Genomic DNA, 17,851 nt, shown 5'->3' on the forward strand with positions numbered 1-17,851 from the left:
AGGAGTAGACGTGAGCAAGAAATCGAATCCGGCCGAGGTCACCGAACTCGACCTGTCCGACGTCGATCATCGCGTCGGCAAGCCCGTCGGCGGCGGCCAGCTGTGGGACCCGTGCAGCGGCTCCGACATCCGGCGCTGGGTGATGGCCATGGACTATCCGAACCCGCTCCACTGGGACGAGGAGTTCGCGCGCGAATCGCGCTTCGGCGGCATCGTCGCACCGCAGTCGATCGCGGTGGCTCTCGACTACGGCCACGGCGCGCAACCCGCCTGCGTGGGCCGCATTCCCGGCAGCCACCTGATCTTCGGAGGCGAGGAATGGTGGTTCTACTGCACACCGGTCCGCCCCGGTGACAAGCTCTTCCAGGATCGTCGTTTCCACGACTACAAGGTGGTGGAGACCAAGTTCGCCGGTCCGACGATGTTCTCGCGTGGCGACACCGTCCATCGCAATCAGCACGGTGCGCTCGTCGCGAAGGAGCGGTCCACCGCGATCCGCTACCTGTCGTCCGAGGCGACCAAGCGCGGCATGTACGAGAACCAGCTCGGGGAGATCAAGCGGTGGACCGCCGAGGAACTCACCGAGATCGAATCGCTGCGCCACGAGTGGATCCTGTCCAACAGGCTCGGTGTCTCGCCGCATTTCGACGAGGTCAAGGTCGGCGACACCCTGCCGCGGCGCGTGATCGGCCCGCACAGCATCGCGACGTTCACCACCGAATACCGAGCGTTCCTGTTCAACATCTGGGGCACCTTCCACTGGACCGCGCCGGAAGGTCTCGAAGATCCGTGGATCAACCAGGATCCCGGCTGGGTCGAAGGATTCGGCTTCGACGAGGACGGCGCCCGGATCGATCCACGCAAGCGGGACGGGCTCTACGTCGGCCCGTCGCGTGGGCACATCGACGCAGACAAGGCCAGTGAGGTCGGAATGGCCCGCGCCTACGGCTACGGCGCGACGATGGGCGCATGGTGCACCGACTACCTGTCCTACTGGGCCGGCAACGAGGGCATGGTCCGTCACACCAAGGCCGACTTCCGCGGTCCCGCGTTCGAGGGTGATGTCACCTACTTCGACGCCGAGGTGATCGACAAGCAGACCGACACCCCGTGGGGCGTGCCCCTCGTCCAGGTGAAACTGCGCCTGACCAACCAGGATTCCGCCGTCCTGGTCGACTGCACCGCCGAGATCGAACTGCCGTACTGAACGCATCGAGCACACGAGGGCAGACATGACGACCGTAGAGAATGCTGTATCGGCACAACCGCTTTCGATCGTCTCGGGACCACCACTCGCCGAGGAGCCCGGCCTCGGGACGTTGACGCTGCCCGGCTTCCTGCGCGAGGTCACCACGGCGTACGCCGACCGTGAGGCCCTCGTGATGCACGAAGCCGGCGCCGTCACCCGCTGGAGCTACTCCGAACTCTGGGAACGCGCGATCGAGGTTGCGAAAGCATTGCGCGCGTTGGGGATCGGGAAGGACGGCCGGGTCGGGGTGTTGATGACCAACCGGCCCGAGTGGCTCGCGGCGACCTTCGGCGCGTCGCTCGCCGGCGGTGTCGCGGTCGCGCTGAGCACGTTCTCGGCCCCCGCCGAACTCGACTTCCTCATCGAGACCTCCGGGATCTCGGTGCTGCTGTTCGAACGCACCGTCGCGAACCGGGACCTGGCCGAGGCGCTCGTCGAACTCGAACCGGAGATCGGCCGGTCCTCCCCCGGCGATCTGCGGTCGGCGCGCTACCCGCACCTGCGGTACCTCGCCACGGTCGGGGAGGCACCCGACGGTGCGATCGAGTCGTGGGACACGTTCCTCACACGAGGCCGAGACGTGCCCAGGCGACTCGTCGACGCGACCGCCACTGCGGTCAGGCCGAGCGACACCGCCGTCCTGTTCTTCTCCTCGGGCACGACGAGCAAACCGAAAGGCATCCTCAGTGCCCACCGGGGGGTGAGCATCCAGTCGTGGCGGTTCGGGCGGATGTACGGCTTCGAGCCCGCGGACGACGTGCGCTGCTGGTCGGCGAACGGCTTCTTCTGGTCGGGCAATTTCGGGATGGCGCTCGGCGCGACCCTGTCGAAAGGCGGCTCGCTCGTCCTGCAATCGGTGTTCGACGCCGCCGAAGCGCTCGATCTCATGGAACGCGAGCGGGTGAACTTCCCGGTCGCGTGGCCGCACCAGTGGGCGCAACTCGAAGCCGCTCCGAACTGGGCGGAGACGGACCTGAGTGCGATGCGGTTCGTGGACAACAGCACTCCGATCGCGCGACATCCCTCGGTGTCGGTCGACTACCGCGAACCCGGCCACGCCTACGGCAACACCGAGACATTCACGATCTCGACGGCCTACCCGGCGAACACTCCCGACGAGGTGACCGCCGGCAGCAGCGGGGTGCCGTTGCCGGGTGTCACCGTGAAGGTCGTCGAACCGCTGTCCGGCGTCCCGGTCCCCGTCGGGGCCAGCGGTGAGATCTGCGTCAAGGGGCCGACATTGATGCTCGGTTACCTCGGAATCCCGTTGTCCGACACGCTCGACGCCGACGGCTTCTTCCACACCGGCGACGGTGGGCTCCTCGACGACGAGGGCCGGCTGTTCTGGGAGGGCCGGCTCAACGACATCATCAAGACCGGTGGCGCGAACGTCTCCCCGCTCGAGGTCGACGAGGCACTGATCGGTCTCCCGGGAGTCAAGGTCGCCCGCACCGTCGGGGTACCGCACGAGACGCTCGGCGAAGTCGTCGTCGCGTGCATCGTGCCGCACGCCGACGCGAACCTCGAGGCGAAGAAGATCCGCAGTCACCTCCGGGAACAGCTGGCGAGCTACAAGGTCCCGCGCCATGTGCTGTTCTTCGACGAGGGCGAGATCTCGCTGACCGGCAGCGCGAAGATCAAGACCGACGAGGTCCGCAAGCTCGCGGTCGCACGGCTGCAGGGCTGACGCCCGGTGTGCCGTTGTGGCGGTCAGGGCCGCCACAAAGGCACACCGGGCGCGTAGCGCCGCGCCAGCCGACGGCGGTGCTCGGTGGGCGACCCGAACAGCGACCGGTTCAGCGTCGCGCGTTTGAGGTACACGTGGATGCCGCTCTCCCACGTGTAGCCCATGCCGCCGTGCAATTGCATTGCCTTGCCTGCGATGTCGACAGCCGCGGCGCACACGTGCGACTTCGCCATCGAAACCGACACCCCTGCGTCCGGTGCGTCCTGCGCGACGTTCCGCACCGCGGCGTCGACGAGGCGCCGGGACACGCTGATCGAGACGAGCATGTCGGCACACGCGTGCTTGACGGCCTGGAACGAGCCGATCTTTCGTCCGAACTGCTCGCGTACCCCGACATACGCGACGGTGGTGTCGAGCATGGCTTCGGCGAGGCCGAGGCTGTCGCACGCGACCGCGACGGCCGCCCGGTCGGCCAGATGCCGCAGGGCGGACTCGCCACCGTGGAACGGGTGAACGGCGTCGTCGGCGACCACGGTCCCCTCCGCGACCACCCTGCCGAAGGAACGGGTGGCATCGAGCACCGGTTGGCCCGTGACCTCGACACCACCGGCGCCGGGATCCACGTCGACGAGGACGACGGTGCCGTCGGGTCTCGTCGCCGGCACGAGCAGCCGGTCGGCGCCGGGCGCGTCGAGCACGAACGAGGCCTCCCCGCGCAGCACCGGCCCCTCCACGCCGGAGTCGAGGCGAAACGGCGTCACCCCGAAAGTCCCGCCGCCGAGCACGACGACCGGGACGGTCGCACCTGCAACGGCCTCGCGCAGCAGCCGGTCCTGCGCCGGACCGGGGGCGACGAGTCCGAGGGCCGGCACCGCGAGGGCAGCGACGGCGGGAAGTGGTCCCCGGGCTGCGGCCCGTCCGTATTCACGCAGAACGACGGCCGTCTCGGCGAATCCTGCTCCGGCACCGCCGAATTCCTCGCCTGCCTCGAGTCCGAGCCATCCCGAGTCGGCGACGCGACTCCAGGACGGTGCGCTGTCCGGGTCCGCGGCGGCGAGCACGCTCCGTGCGACGGCTCCGAGTTCGTCGTGGAACTCGGTGAGATCGAGGGTGCCGGTCATGTCGCGCTCCTCGGTTCGTGCGGCAGGCCCAGTGCGCGTTCACCGATGATGGTGCGCTGGATCTCGCTGGTACCTCCGGGGATCGTCCATTCCCACGAGCCGATGAAATCAAGGACCCACGGGCCCGATTCCCAGCTGCTCGACAGCGGTTTGCGCAATTCGGTCTGGGCGGCGAGACCGGCGACGTCTGCACCGAAATCGTTGGTGCGCTGGAGCAGTTCGCTGTAGTACAGCTTGACGATGGACGCGTCCGCGGGCCCGGGCCGGTCGTCGGCGACGAAATCGGCGCAGAGCGCGCGCAGTCCGGTGATCTCGGTTTCGAGTGCGGCGAGCCGGTCGGCGACGACCGAATCGTCCAGCGGTACGCTCCCGTCGGGCCGGGGTCGTGCGCACAGTTCGACGAGCCGGCGGAATCCGCCGGTGCCGAGCCGTTCCGCGAGTTCGAGCATCGTCATGCCGCGCTCGGCGCCGAGGGTTTCCTGCGCGACCTTCCACCCCTCGTTCTCCGGCCCGACGCGGTTGGCCTCGGGTACCACGACGCCGTCGAGGAAGATCTCGCAGAAGTGCGATTCGCCGGTGGCCTGCCGGATCGGCCGGACCTCGACGCCGGACGTGCGCATGTCCATCAGGAAGTAGGAGATGCCGCGCCGTTTCGGCGCGTGAGGGTCGGTGCGGGCCAGCAGCAGGCACCAGTCCGCGTGCACTGCGCCGCTCGCCCACAGTTTCTGCCCGTCGACGACGTAGGTGTCACCGTCCCTACGGGCCGTCGTCGCGAGTGCTGCCATGTCGGATCCGGCACCGGGTTCGGAGAAGCCCTGGCACCAGATCTCGCCGTCGAGGATCGCGGGCAGGTGACGCCGGCATTGTTCGTCGGTGCCGGCGGCGAGCAGCGTGGAGGCCGCGTGGTGGATGGAGACGAACGGCAGCACGAGCCGCGGAGCGTCGTGTGCGGCCAGTTCCTGGTAGAGGACCACCTGTTCGGCGACGGACATGCCGCCGCCCCATTCCTTCGGCCAGTGCGGCACGGCGTATCCGGCGTCGCGCAGTGTCCGGAACCATTCCTTCTGGAAGGCGACGAACTCGTCGTCGGAGGCACCGGTCTGCGCCGAACGCCACTGTGTGGGAACGTGATCGCGGCACCACGCGCGTACCTCGGTGCGGAACTCGTCGAGCGCGGGCGGTGCCGGGCTCATCTCGCGGGCTCCTTCCGTCTGTCGGTCTGCCGGTCGGTGTTCTCCCGTAACGCCAGGAGGCGGTCCCGATGCTCCGGCGTCTGCATCGTGTGGACCTCCGCGGCGAAGCCGGCCTGCATCGGCCCCGCCAGCGCCTGGGACAGGTACATGTTGACGATGCGCTTGGTGCCCTGCAAGGCCTGCGGCGGCTGCGCGGCGAGCCGCGCCGCGAGCAGCCGGGCCTCGGGAAGCAGGTCGTCGGGGGCGGTGACGCGGCTGGCGAGGCCGAGCTCGACGGCGGTGGCAGCGGGGATGCGGTCGCCGGTGTACAGGTACTCCCGCGACCGCAGGATCGGGGTGAGCAGCGGCCAGAAGGCTGCGCCGCCGTCACCGGCGACCAGCCCGACGGCGACGTGTGGGTCGGCCAGGTATGCGCGCTCGGACATGAGCACGATGTCGCACAGCACGGCGATGCTGGCCCCGAGCCCGACCGCGGGACCGTTGACGGCGGCGATCACCGGCAACGGGAATCGCAGCAGTTCCTCGACGATCTCGGCGCCCTCGCGGATACTCTCGTCGCGCGCGACCGGGTCGTCGAGGAACGACGTGATCCAGTCGAGGTCGCCGCCGGCGCTGAACGCCCGGCCCGCACCGGTGAGCACGACGACGGCGGCATCCCGGTCCGCCGCGAGCCGGCGCCACACGTTCGCCAGCGCCCAGTGCAGTTCCTTGTTCACGGCGTTGAGTTCGTCGGGGCGGCTGACGGTGACGATCCGGACGGGTCCATCGGATTCGACGGTGAGCACGTCGGGGAGGTTGCCGTTCACAGCAGCGCCGCCTCGGCGGTCGGACTGAACAGGCCGGTCAGGCCCCGCCGGCCGACGGTGCGGGTCAGGGCGTCGAGCGTGCCGGACGGGCCCCACGGGATGCGCCGCAAGGGGATGCTGTAGCGGGAGATCCACGACACCGTCGTCTCGTCGCAGAAGCCACCGGCCCCGTGCAGCTGGTGGGCGATGCGGAACACGACCTGTGCCGCCTCGACGGCCGCGAGCCGCAACGCGAGCGCGTCGTCGAGTGCCTCGGCGTTGCCTGCCTGGACGCTCCACAGCGTGTACTTGGCGAGCACATCGAGCCCGCTGCGTTCGACCTCGGCCTCGGTGAGCTGGAACTGCACGCCCTGCAGGTGTGCGAGCGGCGCACCGAACTGTTCCCGGAGCAGGATGTGGGATCGCGTGAGATCCATTGCCCGATCGAGCATTCCGAGCAGCGTCCAGCACGGCAGAGTCAGCGCGAGGGCGAGATCGCCGAGGCCGTCGTCGTCGATCGGCTGCAGATCGAGCTGTGCCGCGAACGCGGACATGCGGGGCGGCGTGCTCGGCGGGCGCGCGATCGCACGGCTGCGCTGTCCGTCGAGTGCGACTGCGGCCCAACGCAGATCGAGGTTCGCGGTGGGGGCCTTGGGATCCGAGTCGGCGACGACGACGAGTCCGTCGACGTCGAGATCTGCCGGACGGGACAGGCGTTCGGCGACCGGATAGGGCACCGCCCAGTAGCCGAAGCTGCGGCACAGCGCGGCGGCCGCCTCGAGTTCGTCGGCGTCGCCGCGCGGATCGAGATCCCACGCGCCGAGTTCGGCGAGGACGGGCGCGACGATGTCCTGCCGGAGCGTCGGGTCGTCCTCGACGCGCCGGACGAGTTCGTCGCCTCCGGCCGCTTCGAGCGCCCGCAGCGCCTCCTTCCCGTAGTCCGTTGCTTCCGGGTTCAATTCGATGTTCATGATGCCGCCAGGAGTGCTCGGGCGAGAAGAATGCGCTGCATCTCGATGCTGCCCGACGCGACGGTCGCCGCCTGGGAGTACCGCCAGTGGTCCTCCACCGCCCGGCGGAACCACAGGGCCGTCGCATTGTCGAATTCTTCCGCGCTGTCGTCAGGGGGTGTTGCATACACGGCGATCTCGGTGAGCACCTCGGCGCTGCTCTGATCGAGGGTGGTGACCGCGATCCGGTAGGCCGCGGCGTCGCCGGGGTGGACGGTGCCGGTCTCCTGCAGTGACACCACGCGATACGCGAGCAGCCGCGCGCGCCGGCAGTGGGTGAGCATGCGCGCCCAGCGAGCCTTCAGTTCGGCGGGAACGTCGTCCCAGCGGTCGCCGAGCACCGAGGGCGCGGCCTGCAGCAGCCGCTCACAGCGCGCATACCGGGCGATTCCGACCCGCTCGTAGGACAGGACCTCCTGCACGACGGACCAGCCGTTGTCGACCTCGCCGAGCACGTCGGCCTCGGTGACGCGCACGTCGTCGAAGAAGACCTCGTTGAGGTGGTGCGGTCCGAGCATGGACCGGATGGGCCGGACCTCGATTCCCGGTGCGGACATGGGAACGAGAAAGACCGTGAGCCCCTGCTGTTTCCGCTCCCCGGTCGACGTTCGGGCCAGCAGGAAACACCATTGCGCCATGGTCGCGTAGGACGTCCAGATCTTCTGGCCCGAAATCAGCCAGCCGTCGCCGTCTCGGCGGGCCGCGGTGCGCAGCGACGCGAGATCGGAGCCGGCCTCGGGTTCGCTGAAGCCCTGACACCAGATCACCTCGCCGCGCGCGATGGGCGGCAGGTGTCTTTCCTGCTGGTGGGGGGTTCCGTGCCGCATGATGGTGGGCCCGACCCAGTTCACGCCCATGTACTGCGCGCCCCGCGGTTCGTGATGCGCCCACATCTCCTCTCGGACGACGGTCTGTTCCCAGATCGTGGCTCCACGGCCGCCGAACTCCTCCGGCCAGGCCGCGCACAGCAGACCGCGGTCGGCGAGAAGCCGGCAGAACGCTTGTGCCGCTTCGAGATCGGCCGGATCGTCGGTGAATGCTCCGAGGAAGTGCTCGGGGACGTGGTCCTGCACCAGCCTGCGAAGTTCGCGCCGCAACTCCGGAGCTTCTCCACCCATCGTGAAGTCCATGAGCGGACACTACGTCAATCCTAATAAGGATAGCAATGCTTGATGTTATAAGACTGTCAATAATTGGAAGTATGACTCGACCTACGGATAGACTGACGCGCATGGATGAAAGGCGCACTTCGTGACGACCCCGCGGCGCGGCCGAGTTCCCCAGCGGCGCATAGCGGAAACGGTCGCCGCCGAGCTTCGCGACCACATCCTCTCGGACGACAGCTACCGACTGCCCACGCAGGACCAGCTGGTCAAGGATTTCGGCGTCAGTTACCCCTCGATCCGGGAGGCACTGCGCATCCTCGAGACCGAGGGCCTGGTCACGGTGCGTCGCGGCAACGTCGGCGGCGCCGAGGTGCACCGGCCGGACGAGTTCTCCGCCGCCTACCACCTGGGCCTGGCACTCCAGGGCGCTCGCGTCACCCTCGGCGATCTCGCCGCCGGCCTGCAGAAACTCGAACCGATGTGCGCGGCCGAACTCGCCCGCCGCCCCGACCGCGCCGAGGTGATCGTTCCGACCCTCGAAGCGAACGTGAACGCGTGCGCCGAGGTGGTCGACGACGGCGTCGCATTCACCCGGATCGCGCGCGAATTCCACGATCTGGTGGTCTCGTTCACGCCGAACGTCACCATGCGGTACGTCGTCAGCAGCCTGGTGGCGCTGTGGTCCGCGCAGGAGATGGCCTGGGCCGAGGTGCTCACCCGCCGCGGCGAGTACCCGTCCGAGAAGGAGGCCGAAGACGCGGTGCGCGTCCATCGCCGGATCGTCGACGAGATCGCCGCCGGCCGCGACGACGAGGCCGAACGCATCGCCCGCGCGCACCTGGCCGCGACGCAGGCACTCCTGCTCGACCGCTTCGACGACGGCGTCGTGAACGCGTCGTCCGCGATGGCCCGGCAGGCCGGTCAGCGTCCCCGGATCTAGTCCCCCGGATCCGATCCCCCAGTCGAGACACTCCGGTTGCGGATCCCGCATCCGGAGTTTCGTGTGTTTTCGACACGTAATCAACTGTCCCGCAACGTGACCGGGTCCGACGGACCGCGTGCACCCGGCACGGCAACCCTTCCCTTTTGGCTATCCTTATAAAGATAGTAATACTTGTAAAGCTCGCAGTCTCGTGTCTACACTCACCCTCGATGAAAGTGGCCTGCGTCACTCAACCTGGATACGCAGCGCACCGTCGCGACAAGCCTCACACGAAACGCACTACCGAGTTCCACACTTCGGAGAATCAGGTTCTCATCACGGGAGGGGACCCCACCTTGACATCAGGGGCGCGCTACACCGGAACATCGACAAGTCTCATCGAGGGATGGGGACTGGAACGACTCACACCGCCGAGCCGGCTCTTCGGCGCGAACGGTCTCCGCAGCGGCCCGGACGGCCGCATCTACGTCGCACAGGTCGCAGGCAGCCAGATCAGCGCATTCGACCCCGTTACCGGCGCGCTCGAAACGATCAGCCCCAAGGGCAGCGACATCGTCGCCCCCGACGACGTCGCGTTCGACAGCCGCGGCGACATGTACATCACCGAGTACTACGACGGGCGCGTCAGCATCCGCGGCGCCGACGGCAGCACCCGTCTGCTGCGCGACGACCTGCCCGGCGCCAACGGCATCACGATCCACCAGGACCGGCTGTTCGTGAACGAGTGCCGGGTCGGTGGCCGCCTCATGGAACTGAACCCGGCCGGCGGCGCCCCCAAGGTTCTCCTCGACGAACTCCCGATGCCCAACGGCATGGAGGTCGGTCCGGACGGCAAGCTCTACTACCCGCTGCTCGGCACGAACGACATCTGGCGCATCGATCCCGACGGTGGCGAGCCCGAACGCGTCGCCGGCGACCTCGGCGTCCCGGACGCGGTCAAGTTCGACTCCGACGGTTTCATCGTCTCCACCCAGGTTGCCTCCGGCCAGGTGCTGCGGATCAACCCGCGCAACGGCGACCGCACGGTCCTGGCCCAGCTGAATCCCGGACTCGACAACCTCACCTTCCTCGGCGACCGGCTGTTCGTGTCGAGCTTCACCGGCAAGGTGACCGAGATCCTCGCCGGCGGCGAGACCCGCGAAGCCCTGTCGGACGGCTTGACCTGGCCACTGGACCTGACCGTCGGACCCGACGGCACCGTCTATATCGCCGACGGACTCGAAGCGCTCTACGGAGTGGCGGTGTCCCACAGTGGAACCGTCGTCGCCGCCGACCTCGGCGCCGGCAAGGTCTACGCCGTCGCGTCCGGTGAAGCCCGGGTGGTCGCCGACAGGCTGGCCGAGCCGATCGGCGTCGCGTTCGCGTCGAACGGCACGGCCCTGGTCTCCGAAGCCGGGGCCGGACGGATCCTCTCGATCACCGCCTCCGGTGTCGACACCCTGATCGACGGCCTCGAACGACCGGAGGGCATCGTCGTACACGACGGCACGCTGTTCATCGTCGACGTCGACGCGAAAACCCTGATCGGCGTCGATCTCGAAACCAAGGCTCAGCAAGTCATCGCGCGAAACCTCCCGGTTGGCGCGCCCGAGGGTGTGACACCGAAGCCGCTGCTCGGCCTGCCCCCGTTCTCCGGGCCGCAAGGTCCGTTCGCGGGTATCGCCGCCGGACCGGACGGCACCCTCTACGTGTCGGCCGACGCCGAAGGCAGCGTCCTCGCGATCCGCAAGGTCCGGTGAGCGCCGTGAGCAACGAATTCGTCGGACTCGAGGGTCGCATCGTCGTCGTCTCCGGTGCCGCCGGTGGCGGCATCGGAACCTCGGTCACCCGGATGGTCGCGCAGGCCGGCGCCACCGTGATCGCGGTGAGCCGGTCCGAGGACAATCTCAACAAGCACATCGAACCCCTTGTCGCCGAAGGGCTCCGAGTGGTTCCCCTCGCAGCGGACGCATCGACCGACGAGGGCATCGCCTCGGTGATCGAGACCGCACGCAGCACCGAGGGCGACCTGTACGGGCTCGTCAACGTCGCCGGGGGCGCGGCACCCGCCACGTGGATGCCGGCCACCCGCGTCACCCGCGAGGACTGGCGTGCGCTGTTCACCCAGAACCTCGAAACGATGTTCTTCATGAGCCAGGCCGTCGCCGCCGAGATCAAATCGCGGGGCAATCCCGGTTCGATCGTTTCGATCTCGTCGATCAGCGGCATGAACACCGCACCGTTCCACATCGGATACGGCACCGCGAAGGCCGCCCTGGTGGCCGCGACCCGCACGATGGCCGTGGAACTGGCCGTCGACGGCATCCGCGTCAACGCCATCGCTCCCGGCGTGACCGCGACACCGGCGTCCGGCACCTACGTCGACGAGGACCCCGAACGCGACCGGCGCGCCATCGCGATGGGCCGCCGCGGCCGACCCGAGGAGCAGGCCGGAGCGATCCTGTTCCTGCTCTCGCATCTGTCGAGTTACATCACCGGGCAGACGCTCCTCGTCGACGGCGGCCTGAATCTCAAGTGGACGCACATGGGCGCCGACCACACGTCGCTCTTCCTCAAAGACGAAACGTTCCGCGCCGCCATCACCCGCTGACACGCACGTTGCACCAGGAGAAGGCTCACATGACCGACGCAGTCGACAACATCCAGGAAACCTCCGAAGCAGCAGAACCACTCTCGACGCCCCTAACGATCGGTGTCGAGGCGTACCTGTCCGAGGACTACGCCCGCGCCGAAGGCGACCGACTGTGGGCGAAGGTGTGGCAGCAGGTGGGCCGCGTCGAGGAACTCGCCAAGGTCGGTGATTTCCTCACCTACGACATCCTCGACGACTCGATCATCGTCGTTCGGACCGGTCCCGACACCCTCCGCGCGTACCACAACGTGTGCTCGCACCGCGGACGCAAACTCGTCGACACCCCGGACGGTGCCCACGAGGCGCGCGGCTGCGCCAGGCAGTTCGTGTGCGGATTTCACGGCTGGCGTTACGACCTCCACGGCAACAACACGTTCGCGGCCGAGCGGGACGACTGGAAGGGGGCGCTCACCGACGAGCGGTCGCGACTGGTCGACGTCAAGGTCGACACGTGGGGCGGCTGGATCTGGATCAACATGGATCCCGACTGTGAACCATTGCGCGACTACCTGGAACCGGCGGCGTCGCTGCTCGATCCGTTCGAACTTCACAACATGCGTTACCGCTGGCGCAAATGGCTTGTGTTCGAATGCAACTGGAAGGTCGCGCTCGAGGCCTTCATGGAGACCTACCATGTGCCGTACACCCACCCGGAGTTCATGAACTTCGGGAACTTCCTCGGGTGGTCGCGGGCGCAGGGCAAGCACAGCAACATCGGCTACGACGCCCCCAAGGGCATGGACGAACAGCAGGCGAAGCTGCGCGTGGGCAACGGCCCCGACGCCCGGAAGGCCACGATCGAGCTGCAGAACTTCACGTGGGAGAACGCCAACACCAACACCACCCGCACCCTCGTCGACGCCGCACAACGGCTGCTCGACGAACTCCCCGAGGGCACTCCCCCGGACCAGGTGCTGCGGCACTGGCTCGATTCGGCGCGCCGTGACGACGCGGCGCGCGGGGTGATCTGGCCGACGGTCGACCCCCAGACCGTCGCGAAGGGCGGAACCGCCTGGCAAATCTTCCCGAACTTCCAGATCGGGCACGCGGTCAACAACATGCTCTGCTACAGCGCACGCCCCTACGGCTTCGACCCGAACAAGTGCATCTTCGAAGCCGCTGTGTACGAACTGTTTCCGGCCGGCGAGGAACCGGAGACCGAGTGGGAGTACACCCCCGCCGACGATCCGGGGTGGCGCACGGTGCTGCCACAGGACTTCTCCAACATGGCCGCCGTCCAGCAGGGCATGAAGACGCGCGGCTTCTCCGGCCCGAAACCCAATCCGTATCGCGAGCGCAGCGTCGTCAACCTGCACCACAATCTCGCCACCTACATGGGCACCGGCGCACCCCGCGACCTCGCCTGACCACCGATTTCCCACCAACCGAGGACATTCACATGGAACCCTGCGCCCCTTCGCAGACACCCGAGGTCGATCAGGAAGCACTGCACCGGAAGTATCTCCTCGAGCGCGACAAGCGCCTTCGCTCCGACGGCCAGCAGCAATATCTCGAGGCAGACGGCGAGTTCGAAGAGTTCTACACGGGAGACCCGCATCTCCCGGTCGAGCCCCGCGAGCCGATCGTCGGGGAGATCGAAGTGGTGATCCTCGGCGGCGGGTTCAGCGGCCTGATCGCCGCCCACCGGCTGAAGGAAGCCGGCGTCGAGGACTTCAGGATCATCGAACTCGGTGGCGACTTCGGTGGCGTCTGGTACTGGAACCGCTATCCGGGCATCCAGATCGATTCGGATGCTTACTGTTATCTTCCTCTGCTCGAGGAAACCGGCTACATGCCGAAGGAGAAGTTCTCCAAGGGCGACGAGTGCTTCGAGCACGCTCAGCGCATCGGAAACCACTTCGGGTTCTACGAGCACGCGATCTTCCACACCCTGATCCGGTCGCTGGAATGGGACGAGGAGATCAGGCGATGGCGGATCGGCACCAATCGCGGCGACGAGATCGCCGCCCGATTCGTCGTGATGTGCCAGGGTCCGTACAACCGCCCGAAACTCCCCGGGATCCCCGGCATCAAGGACTTCAAGGGGCACACCTTCCACACCGCCCGCTGGGACTACGAGTACACCGGCGGCGACCTGCACGGTGGACTCGACAGGATCGGTGACAAGCGGATAGCCGTCATCGGCACGGGTTCCAGTGCAGTCCAAGCAATTCCGCACCTGGCCCGCGGAGCCAAGCACCTGACGGTCTTCCAGCGGACTCCGTCGTACATCTTCGAACGTGCCAACTACCCGACCGATCCGGAATGGGTGAAGAGCCTGAAGCCGGGCTGGCGGGCGGAGCGGCAGCGCAACTTCCACAACGCCGCGTTCGCGTTCTACAACCCGGGCGAGCCCGACCTCATCTGCGACGGCTGGACCGAGGTCGCACGCAATCTGGCCGCGAAGCTCAACGAGACCAACGGATGGGCCGCCCTCGCCGACCCCGTCAAGTTTCTCGAACTCAAGGAGATCGAGGACTACAAGGCGATGGAGCGGTTGCGTCAGCGAGTCGAATCGATCGTCGAGGACCCGGAAACGGCGGAGAAACTGAAGCCGTACTACCGCAACATGTGCAAACGGCCGGTCTTCAACGACGAATACCTGCCCACCTTCAACCGGCCGAACGTAACCCTGATCGACGTCTCCGAGACCAAGGGGGTCGAGCGGATCACCGAGAAGGGCATCATCGCGAACGGTGTCGAGCACGAATTCGACTGCATCGTCTTCGCCAGCGGATTCGAGATCACCACGGCCCTCGAGCGCCAGTTCGCCATCGCACCGTTCACCGGACGCCAGGGAACGTCGCTCTACGACCACTGGGGCAAGGGCTTCCGCACACTGCACGGGATCATGGCGCACGGCTTCCCGAACCACTTCGCAACCGGATTCGTCCAGGGCGGCGTCACCGCGGCCACGACGCTGATGTTCGAGCAGCAGGCCGACCACATCGCGTACATCATCAAACAGGCGCAGACCCGTGGTGTCACGCTCGTCGAGCCGACCGCGGAAGCCGAGGAGGGATGGGTCCAGACCATCCGTCAGTACTCGGTCGACAACAGCAAGTTCACGATGGAATGCACTCCCGGCTACTACAACAGCGAGGGCGAACCGAACGGACGGTCCTTCCTCGGAGATCCGTTCTGGGGCGGCTTCTACGAACTCACCGAACTGCTCGAGAACTGGCGTAGTACAGGTGAGCTGGAAGGCCTGGTGTTCGAGAAATGACCGGCCGACTCGACAGACCCGCCGTGAGAGGAGCGTGCGGTGCCTGATCTGCGATTCGATGGCCGCGTCGCGGTGGTCACCGGCGCCGGCCGGGGGCTGGGGCGTGCGTACGCACTGTTGCTCGCGTCGCTGGGCGCGAAGGTGGTCGTCAACGACACCGGTGCGGCGATCAGCGGTGAGCGCACCGACAACCGTCCCGCCGACGACGTCGTGCGCGAGATCGTCGCAGCCGGAGGCGAAGCCGTCGCCTCCACCGACACGGTCGCGACGGCCGAGGGCGGCAAGGCGATCGTCGATGCGGCCGTCGATCGGTACGGCCGCATCGACGTCCTGATCCACAACGCGGGCAACAACCGGTACGCGCCGCTCGCGGATATGAGCTACGAGGACTTCGACGCCGTGCTCGACGTGCACCTGCGCGGTGCGTTCCACGTCGTACGCCCGGCGTTCCCGCTGATGTGCGAGGCCGGTTACGGGCGGATCGTGCTGACGTCGTCGATCGGCGGCCTGTACGGCAACCATCGGGTCGCCAACTACGCCGCTTCGAAGGCCGGCATCATCGGGTTGTCCAACGTCGCCGCGATCGAAGGCGCCGAGCGCGGCGTCAAGTCCAACGTCATCGTGCCGGCGGCTCTCACGCGGCTGGCCGAGGGCCTGGACACCTCGCAGTATCCGCCGATGGATCCAGAGCTGGCGGCGCCCGCCGTCGGCTGGCTCGCCCACGAATCCTGCTCGATCACAGGAGAAATGCTCGTTTCGATCGCGGGCCGGATCGCCCGGGCATTCGTCGCCGAGACACCCGGCGTGTACCGGCCGTCGTGGACGATCGAGGAGGTCGGCGAGCAGATCGACACGATCCGCGACACGGGTGATCCGTGGATCCTGCCGACCCTGTCCGGTCACGTCGACCACATCGTCAGAAGCTTTGCGACCGCCTCCGGCGTCGATGCCGGCGCAGGCGTACGGAAGGGAAACACGTATGTCGGTTAAGGTCTACGAACGCATCCTGGACCTGTTCGAAGCCGAAGGTATCAACACCATCTTCGGGATCCCGGACCCGAATTTCGTCCACCTGTTCCACACCGCCGAGGAGCGCGGTTGGAACGTCGTGGCCCCACATCACGAGGAGTCCGCAGGCTTCATGGCCGAAGCCGTCTCCCGCATGACCGGCAAGGCCGCGGTGTGCATCGGCACGCTCGGCCCCGGCATCGCGAACCTGGCCGGCGCCATCATGTGCGCCAAGGTCGAGAACTCCCCCGTGATCTTCCTCGGCGGGCAGCGCGCCCGCATCACCGAACAACGGGTACGCCGGGGACGCATCCAGTTCGTGCAGCAGGAAGCGCTGATCGAGAACTCCGTGAAGTACAGCGCCAGCATCGAATACGCCGACCAGACCGACGAAGTCATCCGTGAGGGTCTGCGCAAGGCGCTGTCGGGCACACCCGGTCCGGTGTACATCGAGTACCCGTCGCACATCATCCAGGAGGAGCTCGACGTCCCGCCTGTCCTACCGCCCGAACGGTATCGGCTGGTCGGCCAGACCGCAGGCGCGGACCGCATCACCGAGGCAGCCCAGCTGATCAGGGCCGCGAAGCAGCCGGTGCTGCTCGTCGGGCACGGCGTGCACACCGCCCGCGCCGGTGAGTCCGTGCGCCGCCTCGCGGACCTGATGGCGTGCCCGGTGATCCAGACGTCCGGCGGCACGTCGTACATCGAGGGACTCGAGGACCGCACCTTCCCGTACGGGTTCTCGCCGGCGGCGATCGAGGCCGTCGTCGAATCGGACCTGTGCCTGGCGATCGGAACCGAACTCGGCGAGCCGGTCCACTTCGGGCGCGGACGGCACTGGCTCGCGAACGAGGCGAACCGCAAGTGGCTCTACGTCGAGCAGGACCCGGCCGCGATCGGCGTGAACCGGCCCATCGACGTCCCCCTCGTCGGTGACCTGCGGGCGGTGGTCCCGCAGCTCGTCGACGCGCTGAAGGACACCCCGCGCACCGCGACGCCCGAGCTGGCCCGCTGGATCAGGCAGGACGCCGAGCGCCTCGCCGAGCTGGCCGAGACGGCGCCGTCCGGGCGGACGCCGGTGCATCCGGCGCGCCTGATCGTCGAGGCGACCAAGGACTTTCCGAAGGACGGCATCATGGTCCGCGACGGCGGCGCCACCACGATCTTCGGCTGGACGTACTCGCAGGCCAAACCGCACGACGTGATGTGGAACCAAAACTTCGGGCACCTGGGCACCGGCCTGCCGTATGCCGTCGGCGCGGGTGTCGCCGACGGCGGCAAGCGGCCGATGATGCTCATCACCGGCGACTCGTCGTTCCAGTTCCACATCGCAGAGCTGGAAACCGCAGCGCGACTGAACCTTCCGCTGGTGTGTGTCGTCGCGGTCGACTACGCGTGGGGCCTCGAGGTCGGCGTGTACAAGCGCACCTACGGGCACGGCTCGCTCGAGACCGGCGTGCACTGGAGCACCGAGACCCGCTTCGACAAGGTCGCCGAGGGGTTCGGCTGCTACGGCGAATACGTCGAGAAGGACGAGGACATCGCGCCCGCGATCAAACGGGCCTACGCGAGCGGCAAACCCGGCGTCATCCACGTGGTCGTCGACCCCAAGGCCAACTCCGAGGAGATGCCGAGCTACGACGAGTTCCGCACCTGGTACGCCGAAGGGCAACAGTGACAACTGCTCCGAACCACCGCACCCCGAACCCGCACACCCCGAACCACAGTGCCGAAACGACAACGGAAGGACCCGTCGGCCATGCGTGAGTACGACAAGTTCTACATCGGCGGACAGTGGGTCGCGCCCGCCGGCACCGCCCGGATCGACGTCGTCGACCCCGCGACCGAGCAGGTCGCCGGATCGGTGCCGGCCGGCACCGCCGCCGACGTC

At 67.6% G+C, this 17,851-nt stretch carries 14 protein-coding genes; 9 read left to right on the plus strand and 5 right to left on the minus strand.

The genetic code is table 11. The annotated features are described in order from the left end of the window. Positions 1 to 10: 10 nt before the first annotated feature. Entirely contained in the window at positions 11 to 1,207 is a 1,197-nt protein-coding gene (locus tag I0Q12_RS24240; RefSeq protein ID WP_197255492.1) for a MaoC family dehydratase N-terminal domain-containing protein, read from the plus strand. 25 nt (positions 1,208 to 1,232) lie between these two features. Then, complete coding sequence (locus I0Q12_RS24245) at positions 1,233 to 2,936, plus strand: class I adenylate-forming enzyme family protein (RefSeq protein ID WP_197255494.1); 1,704 nt, start codon at positions 1,233 to 1,235, stop codon at positions 2,934 to 2,936. 23 nt (positions 2,937 to 2,959) lie between these two features. Here the strand turns inward: I0Q12_RS24245 and I0Q12_RS24250 are convergent, their stop codons facing one another. From I0Q12_RS24250 to I0Q12_RS24270, 5 genes are read right to left on the minus strand one after another with little or no spacing between them, the layout of a single operon-like run. Next, entirely contained in the window at positions 2,960 to 4,057 is a 1,098-nt protein-coding gene (locus I0Q12_RS24250) for an acyl-CoA dehydrogenase (protein ID WP_197255496.1), read from the minus strand. Beyond that, positions 4,054 to 5,250 (minus strand): acyl-CoA dehydrogenase family protein, encoded by a 1,197-nt coding sequence (locus I0Q12_RS24255; protein WP_197255498.1) that lies wholly within the window; start codon positions 5,248 to 5,250, stop codon positions 4,054 to 4,056. The genes I0Q12_RS24250 and I0Q12_RS24255 overlap by 4 nt, the downstream gene beginning before the upstream one ends. Next, a complete protein-coding gene (locus I0Q12_RS24260; RefSeq protein WP_197255500.1) occupies positions 5,247 to 6,056 on the minus strand; it encodes an enoyl-CoA hydratase/isomerase family protein in 810 nt (269 codons plus the stop codon). Before I0Q12_RS24260 ends, I0Q12_RS24255 begins: the two co-directional genes overlap by 4 nt. Further along, complete coding sequence (locus I0Q12_RS24265; RefSeq protein ID WP_197255502.1) at positions 6,053 to 7,006, minus strand: acyl-CoA dehydrogenase family protein; 954 nt, start codon at positions 7,004 to 7,006, stop codon at positions 6,053 to 6,055. The genes I0Q12_RS24260 and I0Q12_RS24265 overlap by 4 nt, the downstream gene beginning before the upstream one ends. Next, positions 7,003 to 8,175, minus strand: coding sequence for an acyl-CoA dehydrogenase family protein (locus I0Q12_RS24270; RefSeq protein WP_197255504.1), 1,173 nt, complete (start codon positions 8,173 to 8,175; stop codon positions 7,003 to 7,005). Before I0Q12_RS24270 ends, I0Q12_RS24265 begins: the two co-directional genes overlap by 4 nt. 121 nt (positions 8,176 to 8,296) lie before the next feature. On the opposite strand from I0Q12_RS24270, the gene I0Q12_RS24275 reads away from it, so the two are divergent. From I0Q12_RS24275 to I0Q12_RS24305, 7 genes are all read left to right on the plus strand, one after another. Beyond that, positions 8,297 to 9,091 (plus strand): FCD domain-containing protein, encoded by a 795-nt coding sequence (locus I0Q12_RS24275; RefSeq protein WP_197255506.1) that lies wholly within the window; start codon positions 8,297 to 8,299, stop codon positions 9,089 to 9,091. A gap of 338 nt (positions 9,092 to 9,429) precedes the next feature. Next, the gene (locus tag I0Q12_RS24280) at positions 9,430 to 10,833 is read left to right on the plus strand and encodes an SMP-30/gluconolactonase/LRE family protein (protein WP_231611324.1); all 1,404 of its coding nucleotides are present in this window, start codon (positions 9,430 to 9,432) and stop codon (positions 10,831 to 10,833) included. Between the two features lie 5 nt (positions 10,834 to 10,838). Beyond that, on the plus strand, positions 10,839 to 11,684 hold the full coding sequence (locus tag I0Q12_RS24285) for an SDR family NAD(P)-dependent oxidoreductase (RefSeq protein WP_197255510.1): 846 nt from the start codon (positions 10,839 to 10,841) through the stop codon (positions 11,682 to 11,684). A 29-nt stretch (positions 11,685 to 11,713) separates the two neighbouring features. Continuing rightward, positions 11,714 to 13,093 (plus strand): SRPBCC family protein, encoded by a 1,380-nt coding sequence (locus I0Q12_RS24290; RefSeq protein ID WP_197255512.1) that lies wholly within the window; start codon positions 11,714 to 11,716, stop codon positions 13,091 to 13,093. A gap of 32 nt (positions 13,094 to 13,125) precedes the next feature. Continuing rightward, the gene (locus I0Q12_RS24295; RefSeq protein ID WP_197255514.1) at positions 13,126 to 14,952 is read left to right on the plus strand and encodes an NAD(P)/FAD-dependent oxidoreductase; all 1,827 of its coding nucleotides are present in this window, start codon (positions 13,126 to 13,128) and stop codon (positions 14,950 to 14,952) included. Positions 14,953 to 14,991: 39 nt separating this feature from the next. Continuing rightward, positions 14,992 to 15,942: an SDR family NAD(P)-dependent oxidoreductase gene (locus I0Q12_RS24300; RefSeq protein ID WP_197255516.1), complete on the plus strand. Its 951-nt coding sequence runs from the start codon at positions 14,992 to 14,994 to the stop codon at positions 15,940 to 15,942. After that, positions 15,932 to 17,638: a thiamine pyrophosphate-binding protein gene (locus I0Q12_RS24305; RefSeq protein ID WP_197255518.1), complete on the plus strand. Its 1,707-nt coding sequence runs from the start codon at positions 15,932 to 15,934 to the stop codon at positions 17,636 to 17,638. Before I0Q12_RS24300 ends, I0Q12_RS24305 begins: the two co-directional genes overlap by 11 nt. Positions 17,639 to 17,851 lie beyond the last annotated feature (213 nt).

It is taken from the genome of Rhodococcus sp. CX (assembly GCF_015865005.1).
Classification (GTDB): Bacteria; Actinomycetota; Actinomycetes; order Mycobacteriales; family Mycobacteriaceae; genus Rhodococcus.

What these genes read in the sequence shown, in the direction of transcription:
- I0Q12_RS24245 (WP_197255494.1), top strand. Translation starts at nt 1,233, where the DNA reads ATGACGACCGTAGAGAATGCTGTATCGGCACAACCGCTTTCGATCGTC.
- I0Q12_RS24250 (WP_197255496.1), bottom strand. Translation starts at nt 4,057, where the DNA reads ATGACCGGCACCCTCGATCTCACCGAGTTCCACGACGAACTCGGAGCC.
- I0Q12_RS24255 (WP_197255498.1), bottom strand. Translation starts at nt 5,250, where the DNA reads ATGAGCCCGGCACCGCCCGCGCTCGACGAGTTCCGCACCGAGGTACGC.
- I0Q12_RS24265 (WP_197255502.1), bottom strand. Translation starts at nt 7,006, where the DNA reads ATGAACATCGAATTGAACCCGGAAGCAACGGACTACGGGAAGGAGGCG.
- I0Q12_RS24270 (WP_197255504.1), bottom strand. Translation starts at nt 8,175, where the DNA reads ATGGACTTCACGATGGGTGGAGAAGCTCCGGAGTTGCGGCGCGAACTT.
- I0Q12_RS24290 (WP_197255512.1), top strand. Translation starts at nt 11,714, where the DNA reads ATGACCGACGCAGTCGACAACATCCAGGAAACCTCCGAAGCAGCAGAA.
- I0Q12_RS24295 (WP_197255514.1), top strand. Translation starts at nt 13,126, where the DNA reads ATGGAACCCTGCGCCCCTTCGCAGACACCCGAGGTCGATCAGGAAGCA.
- I0Q12_RS24305 (WP_197255518.1), top strand. Translation starts at nt 15,932, where the DNA reads ATGTCGGTTAAGGTCTACGAACGCATCCTGGACCTGTTCGAAGCCGAA.